Annotated in this window: 26 protein-coding genes; 17 read left to right on the top strand and 9 right to left on the bottom strand. The window is 62.4% G+C overall.

Annotation, left to right across the window (positions count from 1 at the left end; all coding sequences use genetic code 11):
- Positions 1–25 precede the first annotated feature (25 nt).
- The 4 genes from ACFOKF_RS24165 to ACFOKF_RS24150 are packed head-to-tail and all read left to right on the top strand — an operon-like array spanning position 26 to position 2,934.
- Positions 26–193 (top strand): hypothetical protein, encoded by a 168-nt coding sequence (locus tag ACFOKF_RS24165; protein ID WP_180275677.1) that lies wholly within the window; start codon positions 26–28, stop codon positions 191–193.
- A gap of 17 nt (positions 194–210) precedes the next feature.
- Complete coding sequence (locus ACFOKF_RS24160; protein ID WP_099231951.1) at positions 211–1,557, top strand: AtzE family amidohydrolase; 1,347 nt, start codon at positions 211–213, stop codon at positions 1,555–1,557.
- A complete protein-coding gene (hpxZ, locus tag ACFOKF_RS24155; protein ID WP_037484950.1) occupies positions 1,544–1,921 on the top strand; it encodes an oxalurate catabolism protein HpxZ in 378 nt (125 codons plus the stop codon). The genes ACFOKF_RS24160 and hpxZ overlap by 14 nt, the downstream gene beginning before the upstream one ends.
- Positions 1,918–2,934: a bile acid:sodium symporter family protein gene (locus tag ACFOKF_RS24150; protein WP_081796311.1), complete on the top strand. Its 1,017-nt coding sequence runs from the start codon at positions 1,918–1,920 to the stop codon at positions 2,932–2,934. The genes hpxZ and ACFOKF_RS24150 overlap by 4 nt, the downstream gene beginning before the upstream one ends.
- 32 nt (positions 2,935–2,966) lie before the next feature.
- Here ACFOKF_RS24150 and ACFOKF_RS24145 read toward each other — a convergent pair whose 3' ends face one another.
- Entirely contained in the window at positions 2,967–3,899 is a 933-nt protein-coding gene (locus ACFOKF_RS24145; RefSeq protein ID WP_223308131.1) for a LysR family transcriptional regulator, read from the bottom strand.
- Between the two features lie 122 nt (positions 3,900–4,021).
- Here ACFOKF_RS24145 and ACFOKF_RS24140 point away from each other — a divergent pair, with 122 nt between their 5' ends.
- The gene (locus tag ACFOKF_RS24140; RefSeq protein ID WP_051585540.1) at positions 4,022–5,020 is read left to right on the top strand and encodes an isopenicillin N synthase family dioxygenase; all 999 of its coding nucleotides are present in this window, start codon (positions 4,022–4,024) and stop codon (positions 5,018–5,020) included.
- Positions 5,021–5,293: 273 nt separating this feature from the next.
- Here ACFOKF_RS24140 and ACFOKF_RS24135 read toward each other — a convergent pair whose 3' ends face one another.
- From ACFOKF_RS24135 to ACFOKF_RS24120, 4 genes are all read right to left on the bottom strand, one after another.
- Positions 5,294–8,557 (bottom strand): error-prone DNA polymerase, encoded by a 3,264-nt coding sequence (locus tag ACFOKF_RS24135; protein WP_380799354.1) that lies wholly within the window; start codon positions 8,555–8,557, stop codon positions 5,294–5,296.
- On the bottom strand, positions 8,557–10,380 hold the full coding sequence (locus ACFOKF_RS24130; RefSeq protein ID WP_180275765.1) for a DUF6504 family protein: 1,824 nt from the start codon (positions 10,378–10,380) through the stop codon (positions 8,557–8,559). Before ACFOKF_RS24130 ends, ACFOKF_RS24135 begins: the two co-directional genes overlap by 1 nt.
- Complete coding sequence (locus ACFOKF_RS24125) at positions 10,298–11,074, bottom strand: ImuA family protein (RefSeq protein ID WP_037484946.1); 777 nt, start codon at positions 11,072–11,074, stop codon at positions 10,298–10,300. Before ACFOKF_RS24125 ends, ACFOKF_RS24130 begins: the two co-directional genes overlap by 83 nt.
- A gap of 123 nt (positions 11,075–11,197) precedes the next feature.
- Complete coding sequence (locus tag ACFOKF_RS24120) at positions 11,198–12,088, bottom strand: LysR substrate-binding domain-containing protein (RefSeq protein WP_037484944.1); 891 nt, start codon at positions 12,086–12,088, stop codon at positions 11,198–11,200.
- A 198-nt stretch (positions 12,089–12,286) separates the two neighbouring features.
- Between ACFOKF_RS24120 and ACFOKF_RS24115 the strand changes: the two genes are divergently transcribed.
- From ACFOKF_RS24115 to ACFOKF_RS24085, 7 genes are read left to right on the top strand one after another with little or no spacing between them, the layout of a single operon-like run.
- The gene (locus ACFOKF_RS24115) at positions 12,287–13,399 is read left to right on the top strand and encodes an S-(hydroxymethyl)glutathione dehydrogenase/class III alcohol dehydrogenase (RefSeq protein ID WP_099233712.1); all 1,113 of its coding nucleotides are present in this window, start codon (positions 12,287–12,289) and stop codon (positions 13,397–13,399) included.
- A gap of 26 nt (positions 13,400–13,425) precedes the next feature.
- A complete protein-coding gene (locus ACFOKF_RS24110) occupies positions 13,426–13,827 on the top strand; it encodes a VOC family protein (protein WP_037484940.1) in 402 nt (133 codons plus the stop codon).
- Positions 13,828–13,830: 3 nt separating this feature from the next.
- Positions 13,831–14,688, top strand: coding sequence for an S-formylglutathione hydrolase (gene fghA, locus ACFOKF_RS24105; protein WP_380799353.1), 858 nt, complete (start codon positions 13,831–13,833; stop codon positions 14,686–14,688).
- Between the two features lie 3 nt (positions 14,689–14,691).
- Positions 14,692–15,003 carry a 2Fe-2S iron-sulfur cluster-binding protein gene (locus tag ACFOKF_RS24100; protein ID WP_037484938.1) on the top strand — a complete coding sequence of 104 codons (312 nt, stop codon included), beginning with the start codon at positions 14,692–14,694 and terminating at the stop codon, positions 15,001–15,003.
- Positions 15,003–15,407 (top strand): ketosteroid isomerase-related protein, encoded by a 405-nt coding sequence (locus ACFOKF_RS24095; RefSeq protein ID WP_037484936.1) that lies wholly within the window; start codon positions 15,003–15,005, stop codon positions 15,405–15,407. Before ACFOKF_RS24100 ends, ACFOKF_RS24095 begins: the two co-directional genes overlap by 1 nt.
- Positions 15,404–16,003, top strand: a complete 600-nt coding sequence (locus ACFOKF_RS24090; RefSeq protein WP_099233711.1) for a GNAT family N-acetyltransferase — start codon at positions 15,404–15,406, stop codon at positions 16,001–16,003. Before ACFOKF_RS24095 ends, ACFOKF_RS24090 begins: the two co-directional genes overlap by 4 nt.
- 29 nt (positions 16,004–16,032) lie before the next feature.
- Entirely contained in the window at positions 16,033–16,965 is a 933-nt protein-coding gene (locus ACFOKF_RS24085) for a carbon-nitrogen hydrolase family protein (RefSeq protein ID WP_099233715.1), read from the top strand.
- A 42-nt stretch (positions 16,966–17,007) separates the two neighbouring features.
- On the opposite strand, the gene ACFOKF_RS24080 is transcribed toward ACFOKF_RS24085, so the two are convergent.
- Positions 17,008–17,427, bottom strand: a complete 420-nt coding sequence (locus ACFOKF_RS24080) for a DUF1810 domain-containing protein (protein WP_099233710.1) — start codon at positions 17,425–17,427, stop codon at positions 17,008–17,010.
- Complete coding sequence (locus tag ACFOKF_RS24075) at positions 17,424–18,029, bottom strand: SOS response-associated peptidase family protein (protein ID WP_380799139.1); 606 nt, start codon at positions 18,027–18,029, stop codon at positions 17,424–17,426. Before ACFOKF_RS24075 ends, ACFOKF_RS24080 begins: the two co-directional genes overlap by 4 nt.
- A 172-nt stretch (positions 18,030–18,201) precedes the next feature.
- On the opposite strand from ACFOKF_RS24075, the gene ACFOKF_RS24070 reads away from it, so the two are divergent.
- The 5 genes from ACFOKF_RS24070 to ACFOKF_RS24050 all read left to right on the top strand — a co-directional run bounded on the left by ACFOKF_RS24070 (position 18,202) and on the right by ACFOKF_RS24050 (position 21,675).
- The gene (locus ACFOKF_RS24070; RefSeq protein ID WP_051585539.1) at positions 18,202–18,627 is read left to right on the top strand and encodes an SOS response-associated peptidase family protein; all 426 of its coding nucleotides are present in this window, start codon (positions 18,202–18,204) and stop codon (positions 18,625–18,627) included.
- 25 nt (positions 18,628–18,652) lie between these two features.
- Positions 18,653–19,240, top strand: coding sequence for an alpha-ketoglutarate-dependent dioxygenase AlkB (locus ACFOKF_RS24065; protein ID WP_223308130.1), 588 nt, complete (start codon positions 18,653–18,655; stop codon positions 19,238–19,240).
- Between the two features lie 160 nt (positions 19,241–19,400).
- Positions 19,401–19,925, top strand: a complete 525-nt coding sequence (locus ACFOKF_RS24060) for a hypothetical protein (RefSeq protein WP_037485145.1) — start codon at positions 19,401–19,403, stop codon at positions 19,923–19,925.
- 55 nt (positions 19,926–19,980) lie between these two features.
- A complete protein-coding gene (locus tag ACFOKF_RS24055; protein WP_037485143.1) occupies positions 19,981–20,349 on the top strand; it encodes a hypothetical protein in 369 nt (122 codons plus the stop codon).
- A 132-nt stretch (positions 20,350–20,481) separates the two neighbouring features.
- Positions 20,482–21,675 (top strand): extracellular catalytic domain type 1 short-chain-length polyhydroxyalkanoate depolymerase, encoded by a 1,194-nt coding sequence (locus tag ACFOKF_RS24050; RefSeq protein ID WP_306552776.1) that lies wholly within the window; start codon positions 20,482–20,484, stop codon positions 21,673–21,675.
- Between the two features lie 116 nt (positions 21,676–21,791).
- Here ACFOKF_RS24050 and ACFOKF_RS24045 read toward each other — a convergent pair whose 3' ends face one another.
- Together ACFOKF_RS24045 and ACFOKF_RS24040 are read right to left on the bottom strand one after the other, a co-directional pair.
- Positions 21,792–22,421, bottom strand: coding sequence for a hypothetical protein (locus ACFOKF_RS24045; RefSeq protein ID WP_099233707.1), 630 nt, complete (start codon positions 22,419–22,421; stop codon positions 21,792–21,794).
- A gap of 30 nt (positions 22,422–22,451) precedes the next feature.
- The gene (locus ACFOKF_RS24040; protein WP_223308129.1) at positions 22,452–22,868 is read right to left on the bottom strand and encodes a thermonuclease family protein; all 417 of its coding nucleotides are present in this window, start codon (positions 22,866–22,868) and stop codon (positions 22,452–22,454) included.
- Between the last annotated feature and the right edge of the window lie 38 nt (positions 22,869–22,906).

The following is a 22,906-nucleotide window of genomic DNA, read 5'->3' as shown; positions in this document are numbered from 1 at the left end:
CTGCCATGACAGCCAGGAGAAGCAGATGACGCAGCCCCTGTTCGAAAAAATCGGAGCTTCTGATGAGGAACTGGCGCGGGAGGTCGCGGCCCGCCTCGGGGCTGACATGCCGCAGGAAGCTGTGCGGGGCGTCGCGGCCAATGCGCGCCTGCTTCAGCGCCATTATGATGTGCTGCGGGGTGAAGCCTCGTGAAGCGGGATATCGCTCTGATGACCGTTTTCGAAACGGCGGAAGCCGTCAGGTCCGGGCGTCTTTCCGCACTCCAAGTGGCCCGAGCGGCGCTTGACCGGGTCGAGCAGCGCAATGGCGCGGTGAATGCGGTGACCCGGATCCTGCGCGATCGTGCGCTTGCTCGAGCGGAGGCCGTGGATATCAGCCTGAGCCGGGGGATCGATCCTGGTCCCCTTGCCGGCGTTCCGTTCGCCGTCAAGGATCTGTTCGATGTCGAAGGGCTGCCCACCACGGCGGGCGCGGGCAGGCTGCGTCAAGCCGCGCCCGCCACGGACGACGCGGCGGCGATCCGCCGGCTGAGCGACGCCGGCGCGGTGTTGGTGGGAACCCTCAACATGGACGAATTTGCCTACGGCTTTGTCACCGACAATGCGCAGTGGGGCGTCACCCGCAACCCCCATGATCTTGCCCGTTTTGCCGGAGGATCATCAGGCGGTTCGGCAGCGGCGGTCGCTGCGGGGATGGTCCCTTTCAGCCTGGGGTCGGACACGAACGGGTCGATCCGTATCCCCGCCAGCCTTTGCGGCATTTACGGCACCAAGCCCACCCACGCGTCGCTTCCGATGAAAGGGGTCTATCCATTTGTCCACACTCTGGATGATATCGGCATTTTCACTCGGTCGGCGCATGATCTGGCGATCGTCGATTCTGTGCTTAGGGCGGATGCCGGCGACGAGACTTGCCGGGCATTGCAGCGGCCGGCCTTGTTGTCGGGGTGGTTCGGGGCGAACCTGTCGCCTTGCATGAGCCGGGCGCTTGCCCGCCTCTCGTCCCAATTGGGGGGATTGCCGCTCGTCGACCTGCCCAATGTTGCGCGTGCCCGGTCTGCCGCGTTTCTGATTACGGCTTTCGAGGGGGGGCGGCAGCATCGGGACGCGCTCGTGGCGGACGCGCTATCCTATGATCCTGCCACGCGCGACCGGCTGTTGGCTGGCGCTGCGGTGCCCGATCATGTTTATGCGGCAGCCTTGGCCTATCGCGATGTGTTCGCTGCCGCCGTTGACGCGGCGCTCGCCCAATATGAGGTGCTGATAGCCCCGGCCACTTTCGGTCCCGCTCCCTTCATCGATGATCCGTTCATCCCGATCGACGGCTCGATGCAGCCCGCCCGCGCCAATTTGGGACTCTACACGCAGCCGATCAGTTTTCTCGGCGTGCCCGTCATAGCCGCACCGCTTCCCGTCAACGGTTTGCCCATGGGGGTCCAGTTGATCGCGGCGAAGGGAAGAGACGGCGACCTCATCGCGTTCGCGCAATCGCTGGAAGCACAGGGCCTGATCCAGGGCCGATGTGCGTGGCAGGAGAAGTCTGATGATAATCAATGATCCCAAGATCGTGGCCGAAGTGAAAGCCCAGTTCGACCGCTATGAGCGGGCGCTGATGACGGATGATCTGGATGAAATGGACCAGCTGTTCCATGACGCGCCCACCACGGTTCGCTACGGCGTGGGCGAGGTGTTGTACGGCATGGATGAAATACGTGAATTCCGAAAGGGCAGGGGAGGATCGCCGCAACGGCGGCTGGGCCGCGTCTTCATTTCCACCTTTGGCGACGTCGCCACGGCCAACGCCGAATTCTTCCGCGAGGGCACGGACCGGCGCGGTCGTCAGAGCCAGACCTGGATCCGGTTCGAGGATGGCTGGAAAATCGTTTCCGCGCATGTTTCGATGGAAGGAACGACGTCGTGAAGAGCATATTTTCTCGCCTGAATATCGACAGTTACATCGTCCTGCTCGTGACAATGGTCGTTCTGGCGTCTCTGATTCCGCCCCGCGGTTCTTGGGCATCGATTGCCGGATTTTGCGCTGATGCCGGCATCGTCATCCTGTTCTTCATGCATGGTGCGCGACTTTCACGGCAGGCGGTCATCGACGGGGCGCGGCATTGGCGGCTGCATCTGACGGTGGCTGTGGTCACCTTCGTCGTTTTCCCGCTATTGGGTCTGGTCATCCGTGGGCTGCCGCTGGTTGATCCCGCGCTGGCCACGGGAATGTTGTTTCTGACATTGCTGCCTTCGACGGTTCAGTCGTCCATCGCCTTCACCGCCATGGCCCGGGGCAACGTCGCCGCCGCTGTATGCAGCGCGTCTTTCTCTAATTTGGCGGGTATCTTCGTTACACCCATCCTTTGCGCGCTGCTCATCACCGGGAAACATGGCGGCTTTTCGAGCGATGCGGTCGTCACGATCGCCGTGCAACTGCTGTTGCCTTTCATGGCGGGTCATATGCTGCGGCCGTGGATCGGCGATTGGATCGTCCGGCAGAAGAAGATGCTGACGCTGGTCGATCGTGGCTCGATCCTCTTGGTGGTCTACACTGCCTTCGGGGCGGCCGTCGTCGAAGGCCTTTGGTCCAAGGTTTCGTTCAGGGAACTGGCGATGATCGCCGCGCTGTCCGCCGTTCTGCTTGCGGTCGTACTTGCGCTGACGCAGGCACTGGGCCGATGGTTCGGCTTCAACCGGGAGGATCGCATCGTCCTTCAATTCTGCGGTTCGAAGAAAAGCTTGGCATCTGGCGTTCCAATGGCGGGCGTGCTGTTCTCGGCGTCACAGGTCGGCGCAATCATCCTGCCGCTCATGTTCTTTCATCAAATCCAGCTCATGCTGTGCGCCGTGCTGGCGCGCCGCTATGGCGCTCTCCCGGAGCAGCCGGACAAAGTTGCCCCCGCCGTGACGATGAGCAGGGCGGGCACGTCCAATTGAGCCGGAAAGCCGATAGCCTTGCCAGCGGCAGGCTATCGGCTTTCCGATGCGGCCATTTGATCGACCTGTTTCGAAAACAGCTCAACCAGCGCATGAACGGCGATCGGGGGATTGCGTGCCGACCGGACGTAAACGCCGAGATCAGCTTTGAGCGTGACCGGTTTGGTGATGGGGATGTGAACAAGGGTGCCGCTTTCCAGTTCGCGCTCGATGCCGATCCGCGTCTGGAATGAAATGCCAAGACCCCGAAGGGTCAATTGCTTCGCCAACTCGACCGAACTCGTTTCAACCATGCCTTGGGGGAGCTTGCCCAAGGCCCTGTGAAGCTGTTGACGGATAGACAGGTCGGCCTTTGGCAGAATAAGCGAATGCGCCTGGCAGGTGCCCAGCGATAATTTCTGGTAGTTGGCCAGCGGGTGATCGGGCCGCATGGTCGCGCCGAGCTGGAAGGGCCACAGCGATAATTGCCGGAGGTCGAGCGTCCGGTCGATGCTGAACGCGATGCCGATATCGGCGTCGCCGCTGACGATGGCCTGCGAGATTGCAGCAGAGCCGAGCACGGTTACACCCACCGTGATCCGGGGGTAGAGTTCGCGCAGGCGCGTGAGCACGCTGGGCAGCAAATCGGATGTAAGGGCCTCGACCGCCGCGATTTCCACATGACCCGAGCGCAGACCCTGCATCGCTTCCAGCTCAGACCGGACGCGTTCCGCGTCCTGGAGCACTTCTATCGCGTGCCGGGCGAAGGTAGCGCCGGCGTGTGTGAGTTTCAATCCGGTCGGCAGCCGTTCGAACAGGGGCGTTCCCAGCTCCGCTTCCAGCTTGAGCAACTGGCGGTTCACGGCAGACGAAGCCACATTGAGCCGCCGGGCCGCTTCCCGGATCGACCCGGCCCGGCGGATGGCGTCAAAATAGACGACCATCGGAGCATGAAAACGATGTGCGCGGTTGGACATGAGCGGCATGGTCGGGCTTGCGATGAGCCAAGTCAACGTCCCTTTTTCGGCATCGGGTGGAGCGACAATTTATTCTTTTTTAGATCGGGTCTTTGCGCTCAGAATGCGATCTCACAGAATCGAGGTTTGAAATGAGCGCTACTGCATCGGCATCGCAGGTTGAAAAAGCCGCCGAACTGAACTTGCCGATCGTCGACATCAGCGGTTTGCGAGGGGCCAGCGCGTCCGAACGTTCCAAGGTGGCGACCGCGATAAGACAAGCCTGTCTCGACAAGGGATTTTTCTATTGCGTCGGGCATGGCGTTGCCGCCTCGACGATGCAGCGGCTGTTCGATGCGAGTGCGGAATTCTTCGCCTTGCCGATGGACCGCAAGCTGGACGTGGCGATGTCCCGTTCCAAAGCGAACCGGGGATATGAGCCGCTGCGCGGGCAGACGCTGGAGGCGGGCGCGCCGCCGGATCTGAAGGAGGGCTATTATATCGGTCGTGACGTTCCGGCCGATGACGAGCAGGCGCTGAAATATTTCAATACCGGACCGAATGTCTGGCCTGCCGGTCTTGCCGGGTTCGAAGCCGTGACCTCCGCATATTTCGCCGAAATGCGTAGTCTGGCGGGCGTACTGCTGGAGGGCATTGCCCTTTCGCTGGGGCTGGACGCGGACTTTTTCACGACGCTGGAGCAAGATCCGATCGCCACGCTGCGCCTGCTCCACTATCCCCCGCAGGCAGCCAATCCGCATCCGGATGAAAAAGGGTGCGGGGCGCACACGGATTTCGGCGGCATCACTATCCTGCTACAGGATAATGTGGGCGGCCTCCAGGTGTGGGATCATGACCAGAGTCTATGGCTCGATGCCGTGCCTGTGCCCGGCGCTTTCGTCATCAATCTGGGCGATCTAATTGCGCGCTGGACCAATGACACATATCGTTCCACCCGTCATCGCGTTATCAACGCCTCGGGCCAGGAGCGCTATTCTGCTCCCTTCTTTTTCTGCGGCAACCCCGCCCAACGCATCGAATGCATACAATCCTGTTTGGAGCCGGGTGAAGGGGCCAAATATGCTGCAGTGACGGTCGATGAACATATGCGTGAGCGTTATGCCGCCACCTATAAGCGGAGCTTCGATTGATTTGTTTGGACAAGCATATAGGCGCGAATACGGGGCCAGTTCGCGATCGCTCCTTACTGCCAGGCCCCCCTTAATGCCCTAATTCTGTCAGACATCGAGGCGCAGCGCAATTGCGCCGACGATGGTAGCTGCGGATTAGGGCACCGTCATATCCGGCCTCCGGTTTCGCTTCGCTCCACCTTCACCCGGATATGGCTGTAGCGGCTTTAATCCACTGACAAACCGATCGGTCCACTTGGTGGTGGCAGATCAGGTCACCATAGATGCGCGGGCTCAATGAAAATCGTGGCTGCGGATCGGCAGAATGTCGTCGTGGGTTGCCTTTGCGTTGCGATAGGGCGGTGCGCCAAGCGTTCGACCGCTCGGAAAGACAGGGTCGCGCGGATCAGGACCACCACCATGAGTTGCGCCATCGCCGCGGCCCGATGCGACCGTAAAATCCATTCGGCCGACCGATCGCAGCATCTCGTCATGATCGACGACCCGGTCGCAGATGATGTGGATGACCTCTCCCTCCTTCTGGAGTCGGCCGCGTATGGCAATCATCGACGCGGACATGATCTGCCGCCGATAGATCTCGAACTTTTGTGGCCAGAGGATACCTTGGGCAACGCCGCTCTCATCCTCGATCGTGACGAAGAGCACGCCCTTGGCTGAGCCGGGCCGCTGGCGGACCAGAATGACTCCGGCGACCTCGATGTTGCGACCATCGCGGATCGACTTGAGATCTGCGCACCGGACGATCCGCATGGCGTTGAGCTGGGGGCGCAGGAAACTCAGCGGATGGTTGCGGAGCGAAAGCTGGAGCGAGCGATAATCCTCGACCACCTCGCGGCCTTCGGTCATTGGCTGGAGCGAAACCGGTGCCTCGCTGCCTTCGGGTGAGAATTTGCCATCGCGCGCGTCCGCGGCGGCGAAGAGGGGGAGGGGCGCTTCGCCCAGACCCTTGACCTTCCAGAGGCCTCGGCGGCGATCCTGCGCGATGCAGGCAAAGGCGTCGGCCTCGGCGAGTCGTTCGATCGCGGCGCGCGGCACGCCCGCGCGGCGCCAGACCTCCTCGACACTCTCGAAAGGGGCTGGTCCGCGCGCGCCGACGATCGCGGCGCCATGGAGATTGGCGAAGCCGCGTACCTGCCGGAAGCCGAGGCGCACCGCTTTGTATCGCCCGCGCGCCGGTTCGAGCGAGCAGTCCCAATGGCTGTGGTTGATTGAGACCGGGCGGATCTCGACGCCATGGTTTCGGGCGTCGCGCACGATCTGGGCGGGCGCATAGAAGCCCATGGGCTGGGCGTTCAGGAGCGCGGCGCAGAAGACATCGGGATGATGATGCTTCATCCAGCAGGAGGCATAGGCGATCTTGGCGAAGCTCGCCGCGTGGCTCTCGGGAAAGCCGTAACTGCCGAACCCCTCAATCTGCTTGAACGTGCGCTCGGCAAAATCCTTTGGGTAGCCCCGCGCGATCATGCCGTTCACCAGCTTATCGTAAAAATGGCTGACCCCGCCCGTCAGCTTGAACGTCGCCATGGCGCGGCGCAGCTGATCGGCCTCGGCCGGCGTAAAGCCTGCCCCCACGATCGCGACCTTCATGGCCTGCTCCTGAAAGAGCGGGACGCCCAGTGTCTTCTTGAGTACCGCTTCAAGTTCTGGCTTGGGATATTCGGGCGTCTCCTTGCCCTCGCGGCGGCGCAGATAGGGATGGACCATGTCGCCCTGAATAGGGCCGGGACGGACAATCGCGACTTCGATCACGAGATCATAGAATTCCTTCGGCTTGATCCGCGGCAGCATCGACATCTGCGCACGGCTTTCGATCTGGAAGACGCCCAGCGTGTCGGCACGCTGGATCATGGCATAGACAGCGGGGTCATCGTGCTGAAGGTCCGCCATGCCGACACGCAGGCCCTTATGCTCTTCCAGCAGATTGAACGCCCGGTTCATGCAGCCCAACATGCCAAGGCCCAGCACATCGACTTTCATGAACTTCACCGCATCGATGTCATCCTTGTCCCATTCAATGATTTGGCGATCCTCCATCCGCGCCGGCTCGATCGGAACGAGGTCGTCAAGCCGGTCCTGGGTCAGCACGAAACCGCAGGGATGTTGCGATAGGTGTCGCGGGGTGCCGATGAGCTGCCGCGAAAGTTCGAGCGTCAGCTTCAGGCGATGATCGTCGGCGTTCAAATTGGCGCTCGCAATCTGTTCGTCGGTGATGCCGTCCATCGACCATCCCCAGACCAGACCGGTCAGCATCTTCGTGAGATCGCGCGGGAGACCCAGCGCCTTGCCCACCTCTGCGACCGCCCCGCGGGTGCGGTAGCGGGTGACGACGGCTGTCAGCGCCGAGCGGCTGCGCCCATAGGTCTCATAGATCCACTGGATGATCTCCTCGCGCCGCTCATGCTCGAAATCGACGTCGATATCGGGCGGCTCCTTGCGTTCGCCAGACACGAATCGCTCGAATAGCAGTTCATGCTTGATCGGGTCGATCGAGGTGATGCCGAGCATATAGCAGACGCAGCTGTTTGCTGCCGAGCCGCGGCCCTGGCAGAGAATGCCGCGCCGGCGGCTCTCGGCGACGATCGAATTGACCGTCAGAAAATAGGGGGCGTAACCGAGCTGGTCGATCAATCGCAGCTCATGATCGATCTGCTTACGATAGGCGGAAGGCAGGCCATCGGGAAACATCCGGTTGGCAGCATTTTGGGTCAGAGCAGCCAGCGCCTCTTGCGCCGTGCGCCCCTCCATCACCTGTTCATACGGGTATTGATACTGGATTTCGCCGAGATCAAAGCGACATTGGTCGGCGATGTCGGCGCTTGCCTGGATCGCGTCGGGAAAGGCGGAAAAGCGCCGTTCCATCTCTGCCGGCGACTTGAGGTTCCGGTCCATATAGCGCTCGCGCCTGAACCCCAGGCCATCGATCGTCGTCTTCTCCCGGATCGCGGTCATCACATCCTGGAGCGGTCGAACATGGGGCGAGTGATAAAGAATGTCGCCGGTTGCGACGCTCCGCACGGCGGTCGCTCGCGCCATGACATCGAGCCGGTGAAGCCGGGCGACGTCGTCGGGCCGTCGGCGCAGCGCAAGCGCCAGATGCGCGCGGGCACCGAATACGGCCTTGAGATCCCGGAGATTGGCCATGGTTGTATCGTCGGGCTGGTCCGGCACCAGGATCGCGATCTGGCCTTCGGCATGGGCAACGACATCGGCCCAGTCGAGCAGGCAGCAGCCCTTGCCACCGCGCGCCTTGCCGACCGAGAGCAGACGGGTCAGCCGAGACCAGGCGGGGCGATCGGTCGGATAGAGGAGGAGGGCCTTGCCGTCGGTCAAATCGACCCGCGCGCCGGCGATCATCCGGACGCCGGTTGCTTTCTGCGCATCCCACCCGCGCACAACGCCCGCGACGCTGCCCCAATCGGCAAGACCCAGAGCCTTGTGTCCAAGCAGTGCGGCGGCTGAGAAAAGCTGCTCAGGCGAGGATGCGCCGCGCAGGAACGAGAAATGACTTGTGATTTGGAGTTCGACATAGCGGGTCATCACCCAAACACCCCATGCATGAACCAGCTGAGGTTCCCGGTCTGCTCATCGACGCCATCGCCCCGGCGGAACAGCCAGAAGCGTTCGCCGCCCTCTGCCTCGACCCGGAAATAGTCCCTGACAGCCCACATCTCCTGGGGGGAACGCCACCATTCGCCATGGATGCGTTCCGGGCCGTCGCCGACGACCACTCGATAGCTCGATCCCCGCCAGACGAAGCGCCGAGGCGGATGGTCGGGCAGCAGCGCCACGACATTGGACAGAAGTTCGGGTCGCCTCAGCATCCGCACAGGCCGCTTCCAGCCGGGCCAGCCTTTGGGCGTTGCCAGTGGTCCGACCCGCCGCACCGCGCGCTCGGGCACGTCGCTCTCATGCGAGGACAAGCGAAAAGGCGTGTCGGGATCGATCCGGCCGGCGAGTTGATCGACCAGCAGCGCTATATCGGGTGCGCGATCGCCCGTGATGAGGCCGGCCTCCAGCGTCTGCGCTCTCAATTGCTCGACGCGCGGTGCGCTCAGCGTCATCGTCTCGATGCCAAGGCCCGGATCGATCCGCTCGACCCGCATGGCCAGCATGCGTTTGAGATGCTTCGCATCGCGCGTGGCCTTCGCTGTGCCGATGGCAATACGCTGCTCGGTTCCATCGACGATCTGGCAGGCGAGCTGCGCGGTGCGCAGGCCAAGGCCCTGCTCGATCAGCAGGGTGACGAGATCGTCGACCAGATCGCCGATCACCTGGTTGATCGCCTCAGCTGTGCCGATCGGTTCAAGCAGACGCCGTTCTACATGGGGTGTCTCGAAGGGGATGACCGGCACGATGGGTTCAGCGATCATCCCGCGGGCCTGGTCGAGCCTGCGAACGGTCGGGAGGCCAAGACGGCGGGCGAGCGGTCCGCGTGGCATGGGATAGAGGTCAGCGATGCGCTCCAGGCCGAACCGGGCTGCGGTCTCGAGCACGCCCGGATCGAGCCGGAGCGCGGAGAGCGGTAGATCGGCAATGGCCTGGGTTTCGGCGCCGTTCGGAAGGAGGGTGATGGCCTCGTTCCCGTAGCGCGCGAGCGCATGGGCGGCGCCCGGCGTGCCTGCGATCGCGACGCTGGCCGTGAAGCCCAGCCGCTCAAGGAACCGCAGCAACCGGCGGCAGAAGCGCGCCTCGCCGCCGAACAAATGCGTGGTGCCGGTAAGATCGAGCCAAAGGCCGTCCGCGCACGCGACACTTGCAGTCGGCGTCCAATGCGCGATAGCGTGCAGCGCCAACCGGTCCAGCCAGGCCTGATCCGCATCTGGCTGCGCGTCGCGCACTTCCAGGTCGGTCACCAGCGCCCGGGCATGGGCGGCGGCCATGCCGGGGCGAAGGCCAAGTTTCAGCGCAAGCGGGCAGGCCGCGGTCACGACGTCTCGCTGCCCCGTGCGCGCGATGAGGATCGTCGGCTGGCCCCAGAGCTTGGCCCATGTGAGCGCGGGGACGGGGACAGATGCAGTGCGGCCGCCACCGTCATCGGCGGGCAACGCCTTGAAGGGATGCTCGGCGGATTCGCTGCGCCGTCCCATCTCGCGCATGGTCGGGCGCTGATGCGCTGGCATGGCATCGATATCGGCCTGGGTTGGCCCGCTGCCGAGCGCGCCATCGCGCGCCCAGCGGGCGCCGGGGCGCCAGCCACCCGCCTTGGGGACGGAACAGGCGCCAGGATTATCGTCGATCGGCGAGGCGAAGCGCGGTGCGATCGGGGCAGGAGCCGGCTCAGGCAGCCTGGCGGGCCGCTCTGCCCGTCGCAATCGCTCTATCGGGAGCTGCGGCAGGTAGAGCGAGGCGACCCGTGTCATCGCACGCCTCCAGTTCGATGGAGAAGGGATTGCCGTTCCGCTGGCGGACAAGTTCGACCGACCAGCGCGGCCGCCCAAGGCCGACATGGGGAACGGGGCTCGAAGGGGCCGCACCGATGCGCCAGCGCGTCATCGCCGAGGAGAGACCGCTCAAGGGGCAACGCTCGCGACTTCGGTGGCGGCGGTAGAGCAGCATCGGCGTCTTGCCGTCGGAAGCCGCCAGCTGAAGCCGTCGGGTCGCCGTCTGATCGGCGGCCTTCACTTCCGCGACAACGCAGGCGAGCGATCCATCGCGCAGGCCATCTTCGGCAAGCGCCAGGACCTCGGCGTCCTTGCGGCCCTGGGCATAGAGGATCTTGTCAGGGCTAAGGCCGATCTGCTCGAGGCCCGGCGCATAAAGGTCGAAGCGCGTCACCGCCCAGAGAATGGTGAACCCCGGCTCCGCGCAAAAGCGCGCCGCGATCCCGGCGGCAAACAGGGTGGCGCAGGCATCATCGGTGAAGCTGGCCGAAGCAGCAGCGATTTCATGTAGTCCCGCGCCATTGAGACCCTGGTCGGCCAAACGTTCGTCCAGCTCGGGCAATCCGAACGGCAGGGCGGGCCCGCGCGCGGCGCGGGCATGCGCCAGGCTTGCGCGAAGCGCGGCAAGCTGGTCGACCTGGTTCTGGTCGAGGGAAGAGAGATATACGGACATGGGAACAACGACTCAATATGTTCCCTATATGTTCCTTTGACTCTGAAGATTCGTCAAGGCGGATGAATCGCAGCTCATCTGAGGTTTAGGTGAAGAGGCGGGAAGCGTGTCCCCCTCCAGTCATCACCGTATGCGACTGTTCATCGCCGGCCCTAGTTCATGAGCCAGACAATCCACCACCTGCTGCACCTTTGGCAACAGATGACGGCGCTGTGGATAGACTGCCCAAATCGGCTCATCGTCCGGCTGGGCGTCCTCCAGCAGCAAATCTACCATGCCATGTTTGAGATAGGGCAGAACATAAAAGTCGGGGAGCTGGCAAATGCCCAATCCCGAGACGCAAGCCTCCATGACAGCATGTCCGCTGTTGCACATAAAACGCCCTTTAGGTCGATGGACGACTTCCTGTCCGCCTATCTTGAAATGCCAAGCTGCGGCGGTGCCTGCGATACATTCATGGTTTTCCAAGGCCTCAACCCGGTTCGGACGCCCTGCAGATGCAAGATAGCTTGGGGCTGCGCACGTATAAAGGCTACGTGACGCCACGCGGGTTGCTATCAGGCGGGGGTCTGTGATCGAGCCCGTCCTTATAGCCAAATCGAACCCTTCGCCGAAGAGGTCGATGATCCGATTGGACAGTTCGATAGATACCGTAAGCTTGGGATGCTGCGCGGCGAAGCGGCGTATGATCGGGGCCACGAACCGCTCACCCATCGCCGTTGAACAGGTCACGCGCAGCTCTCCTTGAGGCGCGCTGCGGTCGCCAATAAGGGCGATTGCCTCATCCCTGTCTTGAGCGATCCGCTCGCACCGTTCGAAAAATGCTCGTCCGGTGTCGGTTAACCTGACCGTGCGGGTCGTTCTATGAAATAGCTGAGCTTCAACTCGCTGCTCCAGCGCCATGATCGAGCGGCTGACATGCGTGGTCGACATGCCTAGCGCCTGTGCCCCACGCGTGAAGGAACCCAGCGTGGCGACGCTGATGAATTCGTCGATACCATCCCAAGCCGACATTCATTATCCCTATAAAGAAATAAACCTTTGCCAAAATACTATATTATCGCTCCTGCGGAACGGCGCTAGAGTGAAAATGAGGAGTGGGCGTGGCTACGATGTGGCTTGGATAATCTATGCGTGGCTCTGCAAGATTTTTCCGGCTGTGATGAGCCACGCTGGCTGTTCTCGAACGCTGCCAATGACGAGGAATGAGAAATGAAGACCCGCGCCGCCGTCGCCTTCGAAGCGAAGAAGCCGCTTGAGATCGTCGAGCTGGACCTGGAAGGGCCCAAGGCGGGCGAAGTGCTGGTGGAAATCATGGCGACCGGCATCTGCCATACCGACGCCTATACGCTCGACGGGTTCGACAGCGAGGGCATTTTCCCCTCGGTCCTCGGCCATGAAGGCGCGGGCATCGTGCGCGAAGTCGGGCCCGGCGTGACTTCGGTAAAACCGGGCGACCATGTCATTCCGCTCTACACCCCCGAATGCCGGCAGTGCAAAAGCTGCCTGTCGGGCAAGACGAACCTGTGCACCGCTATCCGCGCCACCCAGGGCAAGGGGCTGATGCCCGACGGCACCACCCGCTTCAGCTTCAAAGGTCAGCCCATCTATCATTATATGGGCTGCTCCACCTTCTCCAACTTCACCGTCCTGCCCGACATCGCGGTGGCCAAGATCCGCGAGGACGCGCCGTTCCAATCGAGCTGCTATATCGGCTGCGGCGTCACCACCGGCGTCGGCGCGGTCATCAACACCGCCAAGGTGCAGGTGGGTGACAATGTCGTCATCTTCGGCCTGGGTGGCATCGGCCTCAATGTGATCCAGGGCGCGCGCCTTGCCGGGGCGAACAAGATCATCGGCGTCGACATCAACCCCGATCGCGAGGAATGGGGCCGCAAGTTCGGCATGACCGACTTCCTCAATTCGAAGGGCCTGTCGCGCGAAGAGACGGTAGCGAAGATCGTGGAGATGACCGACGGCGGTGCCGACTACACGTTCGATGCCACGGGCAATACCGAAGTGATGCGCACGGCGCTCGAAGCCTGCCATCGCGGCTGGGGCACCTCGATCATCATCGGCGTGGCTGAAGCCGGCAAGACGATCGAAACGCGACCCTTCCAGCTCGTCACCGGCCGCAACTGGCGCGGCACGGCCTTTGGCGGCGCCAAGGGCCGGACCGACGTGCCCAAGATCGTTGACATGTATATGACCGGCAAGATCGAGATCGACCCGATGATTACCCATGTCATGGGTCTGGAGGAGATCAACACGGCTTTCGACCTGATGCACGCGGGCAAGAGCATCCGCTCGGTCGTCGTCTTCTAAGTTCGTTCGAGAGAGGGAGGAATAAAATGGCTGTCATTTCGGGTGACGGGGTGTTTTCGCACGCCTGTGTCGGCGCGAGCGACCTTGCAGGGTCGTCGGCCTTTTACGATGCGGCACTGGCGCCGCTGGGGGTCAAGAATCTGGGCCCTTTCGGAGATAACGTCATCCTCTACGGGAAAGACAAACCGGCTCTGCTGGTTCTGCGCCCCGGCAATGGCGAAGCGCCGTCCAGCAACGGCGTGACCATCGGGTTTGCGGCCGCCAGCACCGACGAGGTCGATGCCTTCCATGCTGCTGGTCTGGCTGCCGGCGGCAGCTGCGAAGGCGAGGCAGGGCCTCGTGGTCATTTGCCCGGCGCCTATGCCGCCTATCTGCGCGATCCGGCCGGCAATAAAATCTGCGCCTACACCTTCACGGATGGCAACTGAATGATGGAGCAGGTCAGCACGAACAATGCCTTCGGCGGCGCGCAGGGCGTCTATAAGCACGCCTCCGCCGCTACCGGAACAGAGATGACCTTTTCGGTCTTCGTGCCTCCGCATCAGCCGGGGACGAAGCTGCCGGTCGTCTGGTATCTGTCCGGGCTGACCTGCACCCATGCCAATGTCACGGAAAAAGGCGAGTTCCGCCGCATCTGCGCGGAACTGGGCCTGATCTTCGTCGCGCCGGATACATCGCCGCGCGGCCCGGACCTCAACGGGAATGCCGTGCCGGACGATCCGGCCGGTGCCTATGATTTCGGCCTGGGCGCGGGCTTCTATGTCGATGCGACGCAGGCGCCGTTCGATCGTCATTACAAAATGTGGTCCTATGTGACCGAGGAATTGCCCACCCTGATTGCGGACAATTTCCCGGCGGACATGACGCGCCAGTCGATCATGGGTCATTCGATGGGAGGCCATGGAGCAATCACCATCGCCCTGCGCAATCCGGGCAGATATGCGTCGGTGTCAGCTTTTGCGCCGATCGTCGCACCCGGCCAGGTGCCCTGGGGGGAGAAGGCCCTGGCCGGCTATCTGGGTGAAGATCGCGCGACATGGCGCCGGCACGATGCGGTCGCGTTGATCGAGGATGGCGCCCGCGTGGCAGATTTGCTGGTCGATCAGGGCGGTGCAGATTCGTTCCTGACGCAGGAATTGCGGCCGGAACTCCTCGAAAGCGCATGCAAGACGGCGGGCATCGACCTGACGCTCAACCTGCGCGAAGGCTATGACCACAGCTATTATTTCATTTCCACCTTCATGGCCGACCATCTGCGCTGGCATGCGACCCGCCTCATCAAGGATTGATTGATGGTTCAGATTTTGGTGACTGGCCGCGACGGTACCGAACATGCGGTCAAGGCGGAGGCCGGTCTCTCGCTGATGGAAGCGATCCGTGACAATGGCCTCGACGAACTGCTCGCACTCTGCGGCGGATGCTGTTCCTGCGCGACCTGCCATGTCTATGTCGAAGAGGGCCACGCGATCCCGCCGCTCAGCGACGATGAGAATGACTTGCTAGACAGCAGCGATCATCGCAACGGGCGCTCGCGCCTGTCTTGCCAAATTCCGCTGACGGCACAGCTCGACGGGCTGCGCGTCACCATCGCGCCGGAGGACTGATGAGCGAGACCCTACTTTCCCGTTATTATGAGGCCTTCAACAGAGGCGATGCCGAGGCGATGCTGGGCCTGCTGACGGAGGATGTCGTCCACGAACCCTCGCAGGGTGAACCGCGCCAGGGCAAGGCGGCCTTCGCCGCATTTCTCGATCACATGAATCGCTGCTACCGGGAGCGGGTGATCGATCCCGTCTTTCTGAGCTCGGGGGACGGCACTCGCGCGGCGGCCGAGTTCCAGCTGGAGGGCGAATATCTGCAGACCGACAGCGACTTGCCGCCCGCGCGTGGTCAGCGCTATCGGCTACGTGTCGGCGCCTTTTTCGATATTGTCGATGGCCGGATCGCGCGAGTCAGCAACCATTATAACCTCGCCGACTGGTTGAGGCAGGTCGGCGAACCGGCATGACGGCCGCTCTGGATGCGCCGCTGGTGGTGGAGCGCATCGGTCGCGACGATCTGTCGCTGCGCGCGCTCGCCACGCTGCGCATGACGGTGTTCCGGACATGGCCCTACCTCTATGACGGCAGCCTCGATTATGAGGCGAACTATCTGGATCAATTTCTAAGCGCCGAGGATGCGATCGTCATCGTTGCGCGGCTCGGTGACATTCCCGTCGGCATGGCGACCGCCTCACCCATGACGACACAGTCGGATGTGATCAGGGCTCCGTTTCTGGCCGCTGGCGTCGATATTGGCGCGATGCATTATTTCGGGGAATCCGTGCTGCTGCCCCAATTCCGCGGGAAGGGGATCGGCCATCGCTTCTTCGACGAGCGGGAGGCCGCGGCAAAGGCCGCCGGCGCGAACTGCGCAGCCTTCTGCGCGGTGGTGCGGCAATCCGACGATCCGCGTCGTCCCGCCAAAGCCGGGGATCTGGGCGATTTCTGGCGCAAGCGAGGCTATCGTATCGCGCCGCGCTACGATACGCGGCTCGCGTGGAAGGAAGTGGGGCAGGCGCAAGAGATTGACCATGTCATGCGCTTCTGGATGAAGAAGATTTAGTGCGACATTCACCCTGGGGGCGGGACGAAGTGGACCAAGTTCGAATCGCGGCGGCGCAATATCCGATCGAACTGCTGCCAAGCTATGACGCGTGGGAAGCCAAAATCAGCCGGTGGGTGACACAGGCAGTGGAGGAAGGCGCGCAACTGCTGCTTTTCCCCGAATATGCGGCGATGGAGCTGGCTGGCTGCAACCCTGCTACAGCGTCTGATCTTCAGCGCTCCCTTGAACTGGTCATGGCGCTTTCGGATCGAGCGGAAGAACTGCACCGGAAACTGGCTACTCGATATGGGATAGTCATCTTGGCCGGTAGCGGTCCGGCGGTCGACGAGCGAGGGATGATCGTCAACCGGGCGCGGCTCTTCTGTCCCGATGGCAGTGTGGGTTGGCAGGACAAGATTGTGATGACCCGCTTCGAACGGGAGATCTGGGGCATAGCAGGGGGTACGCAGATAAAAGCATTGGACACGCCCTTTGGCCCGGTTGGCATATCCATCTGCTATGACGCCGAGTTTCCTCTGATTGCACGTCGCCAGGCAGAAGCGGGAGCAAGAATCATCCTCGTGCCCTCAGCAACCGACAATATGCAGGGTTATTGGCGGGTGCGGATCGGCGCGCAGGCGCGTGCGCTTGAAAATCAATGTTATGTGGTGCAGGCGCCCACAGTTGGTCTCGCGCCCTGGCTCCCATCGCTCGACGAAAATTATGGCGCCGCTGCAGTTTATGGGCCGCCTGACTGCATCACGCCCGACAATGGCGTTTTCGCCATTGGACCGGCTCATCAGGCCCAGTGGCTGATGGCCGATGTTGATCTTCGCCAGGTCGAAAAATGGCGCCAGGGCGGCGCAGTTCTTCCTTTCCGTCACTGGTCAGAACAGTGGCCCGAGCTACTGGCTTCGCCGACAGGTATCGCCAATGACAATCCAGATGAGCTTTGCACTTTATATGACCGGATAGGATGAAGTTGACCCTGTAGAGAGTTCGGCGAACATATCTGCAGCCGCTCAGCCGAGGCGGTGCAGCGTCGATGCATCCCGATCGCCATCGAACCAGCGTTCCAGCGCATCGTCGAGTAGCGGCGATCCACCGGCGGCTTCAAACAGGGTGAGCGACGAGCGCAGCTTCATCGCGTCGATCGAGCCGAAGATGGAGACCGGATCGCTGCCGCCAAGCGCCTGAAGTGCTTTCACGCATTCGAGGTAGCGCGGCCCCAGGACTGGATGAGCGAGATAGGCGCGGGCTTCGGCGAGCGAGGCAATTCCATAATAGTGGGCCGTCGGGCTGTGGCCGAGGCCGCGAAGCTGCGGAAAGACGAACCACATCCAATGGCTGCGCTTGGCGCCGGCCCTGATCTCGGCGAGCGCTGTGTCATAGATTTTTGCCTGGGCTTCGATAAACCGGGCCAGCGTCGCGTCTTGCGTCATAACAAAACCTGCTGTGCGGGCGGCGCGCCGTAGACCTGGGCGACCTGCAGGCTGCCCTCCGGCAGCCAGCGCAGTATCTCTTTCGCGGGTACGGTGGGATCAAGCCAGTCTACCCATTGATCGCGGGTGAGCGGAATTATCTGGCGGTGATGATAGGGCGCGACATCGGGTCCGGCGTCCATGGTGAGCATCGTGAAGGCTTCGCCAGCCGGGCTTTCCCGCCAGATGCCGGCGATACAGAACCAGTCATGATCCTTCATCGTGAACAGCCATTTGTCGAGCCGCTTGTCCTTCGGCCGAGGCACTGGCGGGTCGGTGAACTCGAAGAAGCCGTCAGCCAGGATAAGCGCGCGGTGCGATCTGAACTCGCGGCCCTCGGTGCGGAAATTATAGACCGGCTTGTCGTGGTTGCCCGGCCAGCTCCAGCGGCGGTTGACCAGTTCGCCCACGCCCCGCTCGCCCTCCACGCTGCGCACGATCGGCGCCATGTCGGTCATCCGGATATCGTCGCGCGCGGGCACATTGGGTTTGCCCTCGGGCATCCTGATCTTGATCTTGAGGTCCTCGAAATCCTCGACGATCGAGGCGATATCGACCTTCAACCTGTAATCGTTGCACATAGGCCCTCCGCGCGGGTTTCTTCAGCTTGCCCTTAGCGTTCGTTCGCTTTATGTTCTCGTCATGGACTCGAAAGCAACTCCCTTCGACTCCGACGCTTTCGGAAGTCGCCGTGCCATCATCCGACGCAATCCGGATGATGCCCGAGAGATTGAGATGATTGAAGCGGCCTGGGGTTCCAGCCCGCGCTTCGCCGACGGCGTCTCTTATGAGTTCATCCGGTCCGAAGGGAAAAGCTTCCCTAGCAATCGCTGCCTCGTTCCGGCCTCGGAATTCCACATTCGGAACGGCGAGAAGAAATTCCGCGCCTTTCGCGAAGACGGCAATTTCTTTTATCTCGCTGCCATCTGGGAGCCGCCCATGAGCGACTGGCCAGTGAGCTATCGAATCCTCACCGTCGATGCGAACCCTGACGTCATCCGCTATCAGAGCCGGCATGGCGCGATCATCGAGCGGCGGCAGGTCATGCAATGGCTGGATTTTATGGTTCCGGAAGAGGCACTGCTGGTGACGCCGCCCGGCGACATTTTCACAATCGAGGAAATCCTGACCAAGCCTGTGCAAACGAGTTTCGCCCTTTGATGGGCCAGAGCCAACGATCATGCCGATGACCATGATGCTTCCGCTGGATTTGCCGCCGCAGCCAGACGTGCCGGTGCTGCCGGGGCTTCATCAGCGTGAGGATTTCATCTTGCGGTCGGAGGAGCGGGCGCTCATCGCAGGCGTAAAGGATGCGGGCCTGACGCCCTTCCTCTTCCAGCAATGGACCGGCAAGCGGCTGACCAAAAGCTTCGGGTGGAGCTATGATTTCCAGACCGGTGTTTTCGCGCCGGCCGAGCCCATTCCGCAATGGGCGGTGCCGCTCAAGGCCCGCGCGGCGCGGTTCGCGGGTCTGGAGCCGGACGAACTCGAGCAACTGCTGCTGATCCGTTATGATCCAGGCGCGGGTATCGGCTGGCATCGTGACCGCCCGGCGTTCGAGCATGTAATCGGCATTTCGCTGGGCGAACCGGCGACAATGCGCTTCCGACGCCGCACGGAGACAGGCTTCAGCCGGGCAAATGCTCCGCTCGCGCCATGCTCCATCTACCATATGAGTGGGGAGGCCAGGCACGCCTGGGAGCATAGCATCGCGCCGATAGAGGCTTTGCGATGGTCGATCACGTTCAGGAGCCTGCGGAAGTCGGTCGTGTAGCGACACTCAGCCGTACCGTTAGGAACCAGAACCTGCTTTGCCGGTTACCCCTTCATCGATCCGCGCATCTTTGCCCCCCGCTCGTGCGGCTCGATGATATCGGCGGCCCGTCAGTTCCCCCGACTGACGGGCCGTCTTCATTTGGCGGATGGCTGGCTATATGGCGCCCAGACTGAAACTGTTCCGGACTCCGATCGGATTTCACGACGCCTATGTCGCAGCGCCCAGCCAGAAGGCGGCGCTGCAGGCCTGGGGTGCCGACGCCGATCTGTTCGCGCGAGGCATTGCCGAAAGTATCGACGATCCAAAGCTCTTGGCGGAAGCGGCCCAAAAGCCGGGCACCGTCATCAAGCGCGCCCGCGGCACCGCTGCGGAACATCTGGCTTCGGCGGCCAAGCCGATGAAGGCCACGCCGCGCAAAGCAGAGGGCAGGGTGATCCCTGCTAAGCCTCGGCCGCGACCCAGCCGAAAGGCGCTGGATCTGGCGGAGCAGAAACTGCACGAGCATGTCCGATCGGTAGAAGCGCGCATAGGGGAGTTGGAGAAAGAGCGCGCCCGCATCGGAATGCAGATTGCCAAGGTGCGCAAAGAAGGGGAGGGACAGGCCGGCAAATTTCAGGCAGCGGTCGACAAAGCCCGCGCAAAATATGAAGATGCGCTGGACCAATGGCGCGGGCAGGACTGATAGGGTCTGACGATCCTTAAAGGCGCGCTGCGACCAGACAGACATGGAACCGGGCATGGCCGATGATATGTTGACCGACGATGAGAAGGCCTTCTTCACCCTTGCTCTGGTGGAACAATGCGTGCGCAACACCGGGCTGGAGGATCTCCATGCGGGGGTGACGCCCAGCAGCGCGACGGGTGATTATAGCGACGTGAAGGTCGTCACGCCCTATGGCGACATTCCCTGGACCAATCTCTCGCGCATTTCCGACGAGGAAATGAAGGTGCTGATGATCGAGGTGACGAACAAGGTGTTCACCTTCCTGACGCGCGGTGAAGATCTGATGACACTGGGGCCTGCGGCCCGATGGAACAGGCCGGAGCTCGACCAAGGACTGTTGGCGAAGGCGGATCGTCGCGCGGCGCAGCGCGGACGCCGATGAAGGAAACATTGCCGTACAACTCTCGATGGCCACGGTTTTGCGCCATTTGTAGCGCGATCTGGCCAATGCTACTCCGGCATTTTCGAAATTTATGGTGCAGTGCAGCAACGTAATTCGCAGTTGCAGCGTTATATGATCGGATGGGCCTCTGCCCATGGAGGGACAGTTATGACGAAACTGCACTCGACGATCGCGCAACTTGGAAAATTCAGGGCATTATCGCTCCAGCCGCCGCCACCGTCCGACCGGGGGCGGCTCAGCAACATGGAGGATTTCGGGTCCAATTCTGGAGCGCTTCGAGCCAGATATTATATCCCGAAGGGTCTGGGCGGCTCGGACCGGAGCCAGCACGCGCCGCTGGTCGTGGTTCTGCATGGCTGCACGCAAAATGCCCATGCTTATGACCATGGCTCTGGCTGGTCGCAGCTGGCGGATGAGCTGGGCTTTGCCTTGCTGTTTCCGGAGCAGCGGCACGCCAACAATCCCAATCGCTGCTTCAACTGGTTTGCGCCTGGAGACTCGGCGAGGGACGCAGGTGAGCCGCTATCGATCCGCCAGATGATCGCCGCCATGGTCGGGGCACACCCGATCGACGAGGCCCGCATCTATGTGACGGGCCTTTCGGCCGGCGGAGCGATGACGTCGATCATGCTGGCGACCTATCCTGAATTGTTCGCCGGGGGCGCGATCATTGCGGGCCTGCCTTATGGTGCGGCCGCGTCCGTGCCTGAAGCCTTTGCGCGCATGCGCGGCGAGGGCTACCCTGATGACGAGGTACTGGGCGCTCTCATCCGATCCGCCTCTGATCATGCCGGACCTTGGCCGACCATCTCTGTCTGGCAGGGTGACGCGGACCGGACGGTCCACGCCTCGAACGCGGAGAGGATCATCGCTCAGTGGCAGGCCGTCCACGAGAAGGACGATTGGGAGCTTGAAACGCGGATCGTGGACGGGGCGCGCCAGCGCCTCTGGCGCGATCGCGATGGCCGGGTGGCGATCGAAGCCTATGAAGTGACCGGGATGGGGCACGGGACGCCGCTTGCAGTCTCCGGTCCCGAGGCTTGCGGGGTCGCCAGCCCCTATATGCTCGATGCCGGAATCTCATCGACCCGGCATATCGCGGCATTCTGGGGGCTCGCCGAAGAAGCGAGGGCTATACCGGTGGAAGTTCAGACTAGCGAACAGAACGACCCCATCGCGCGCGTGCGAGATCCTATCCAATTCCCATTGCCAAACAGCGCGACCCAATCTCGCCAGGCGTCCGGCCGCGTGAATGTCGGAGCGATCATCGAACAGGCTCTCCGGCGAGCCGGCATCATGCGATGAAGAGTCTTGCTGACCGCCGATGGGCGTGCGGCTCGGGAGCGGATCGCGGGCAACCGGTCGAGGTTTCCGCCCGCCGCGCCGTCGGCTTCATCATCCCGGACCGAGTGGCTTGAGCGTCAATCGCGCGCGAAGCCGAGCAATCCCCGTTGATAGTCCTCGACAACATAAGCGATGGGCAGACCATCTGCCCGGCTCATGAGCGCGCGCTGGGAGAACAGGATTCGCGGTGGTGTTTTGGCGGTGGGCCCGCCTCCCTTGGGCAAGCATGCGGACGACGATCCTGCCGATTTCCGGTCGAGATGCAAAGGCGCGACTATCTTGCCGAACGGCGCATCGGTCTGCTGAAGGCTTGCCTCCATGAAAGCGGGCAAGCGGGAGGGGACATACCAGAGCCGTGCAACGGAGAGGATATGCCCGTTGCAGCGCAAGCGGACGTGCCGCAGTTGAACGCGGTCCGACGCATCGAGCTGCAACGCACGGCGCAACTGCGCGGTGGCCGAGACCGGCTTGTTCGCGATTTTCTCGGCAATGACCGCGCCTGCCGGCGCCATATGATGGGAGGCGCACCAGCGGTCCAGCACCTGGGTCGCGGATGCGGCTCTCCCAATCTCCTCCCGCAATGTGCTGATCTCGGCGATGGATTGCACGGTAGCGGCTGGGCGCGCGGCCGCGATGCCGGGGTCTGCAATCAACGGCGCGGTCAGTCCAGCGGCAACAAAGATGAGAATGTTGAATGGCCGATACATCCTCGCCCTATTCCTTTGGGACTGCGGCTTTTACAAGCAGAGGATATAGCCGTAGCGACGCACCGCCTGTCCGGCGCTCAATTGGCCACAGGACAGGTCGACTCCCTTCGACGTACATCTGGCGACCGTTCGGCCATATTTGTCGGTGTCGGTCTTGCGGCACTGCACCGCACCAGCCGCTACGAGCTTTTGGAGATTTTGCGTGGCCGCATAGGGATCGCCCGGCGTGCATTGGCGTCCTTGGCGGCAATGTCCGGGCAATTCTGGCGCGTCGATGCCTGACAGGCGAATGCGCGTCGATCCGCAATCGAACGTGTCCCCGTCGATCACGCGGACGCTGCCACATTGAAAGCTCGCTTCTTCCGACGCGAAACCGGTCTCGCCGATCAGCTTCAGCCCCAGGAACGCGCCAAGCAACAAGCCGATGATGACGAGGATGCTTTGCACGCGAGTCCATCGCCTGCGCTTTGGTCCGCGCAGGGACG

Source organism: Sphingobium rhizovicinum (assembly GCF_042647625.1).
GTDB classification, from domain to species: Bacteria; Pseudomonadota; Alphaproteobacteria; order Sphingomonadales; family Sphingomonadaceae; genus Sphingobium; species Sphingobium rhizovicinum.
The sequence above is the reverse complement of the archived record's forward strand: the minus strand, read 5'-3'. Positions and strand labels throughout refer to the sequence as shown.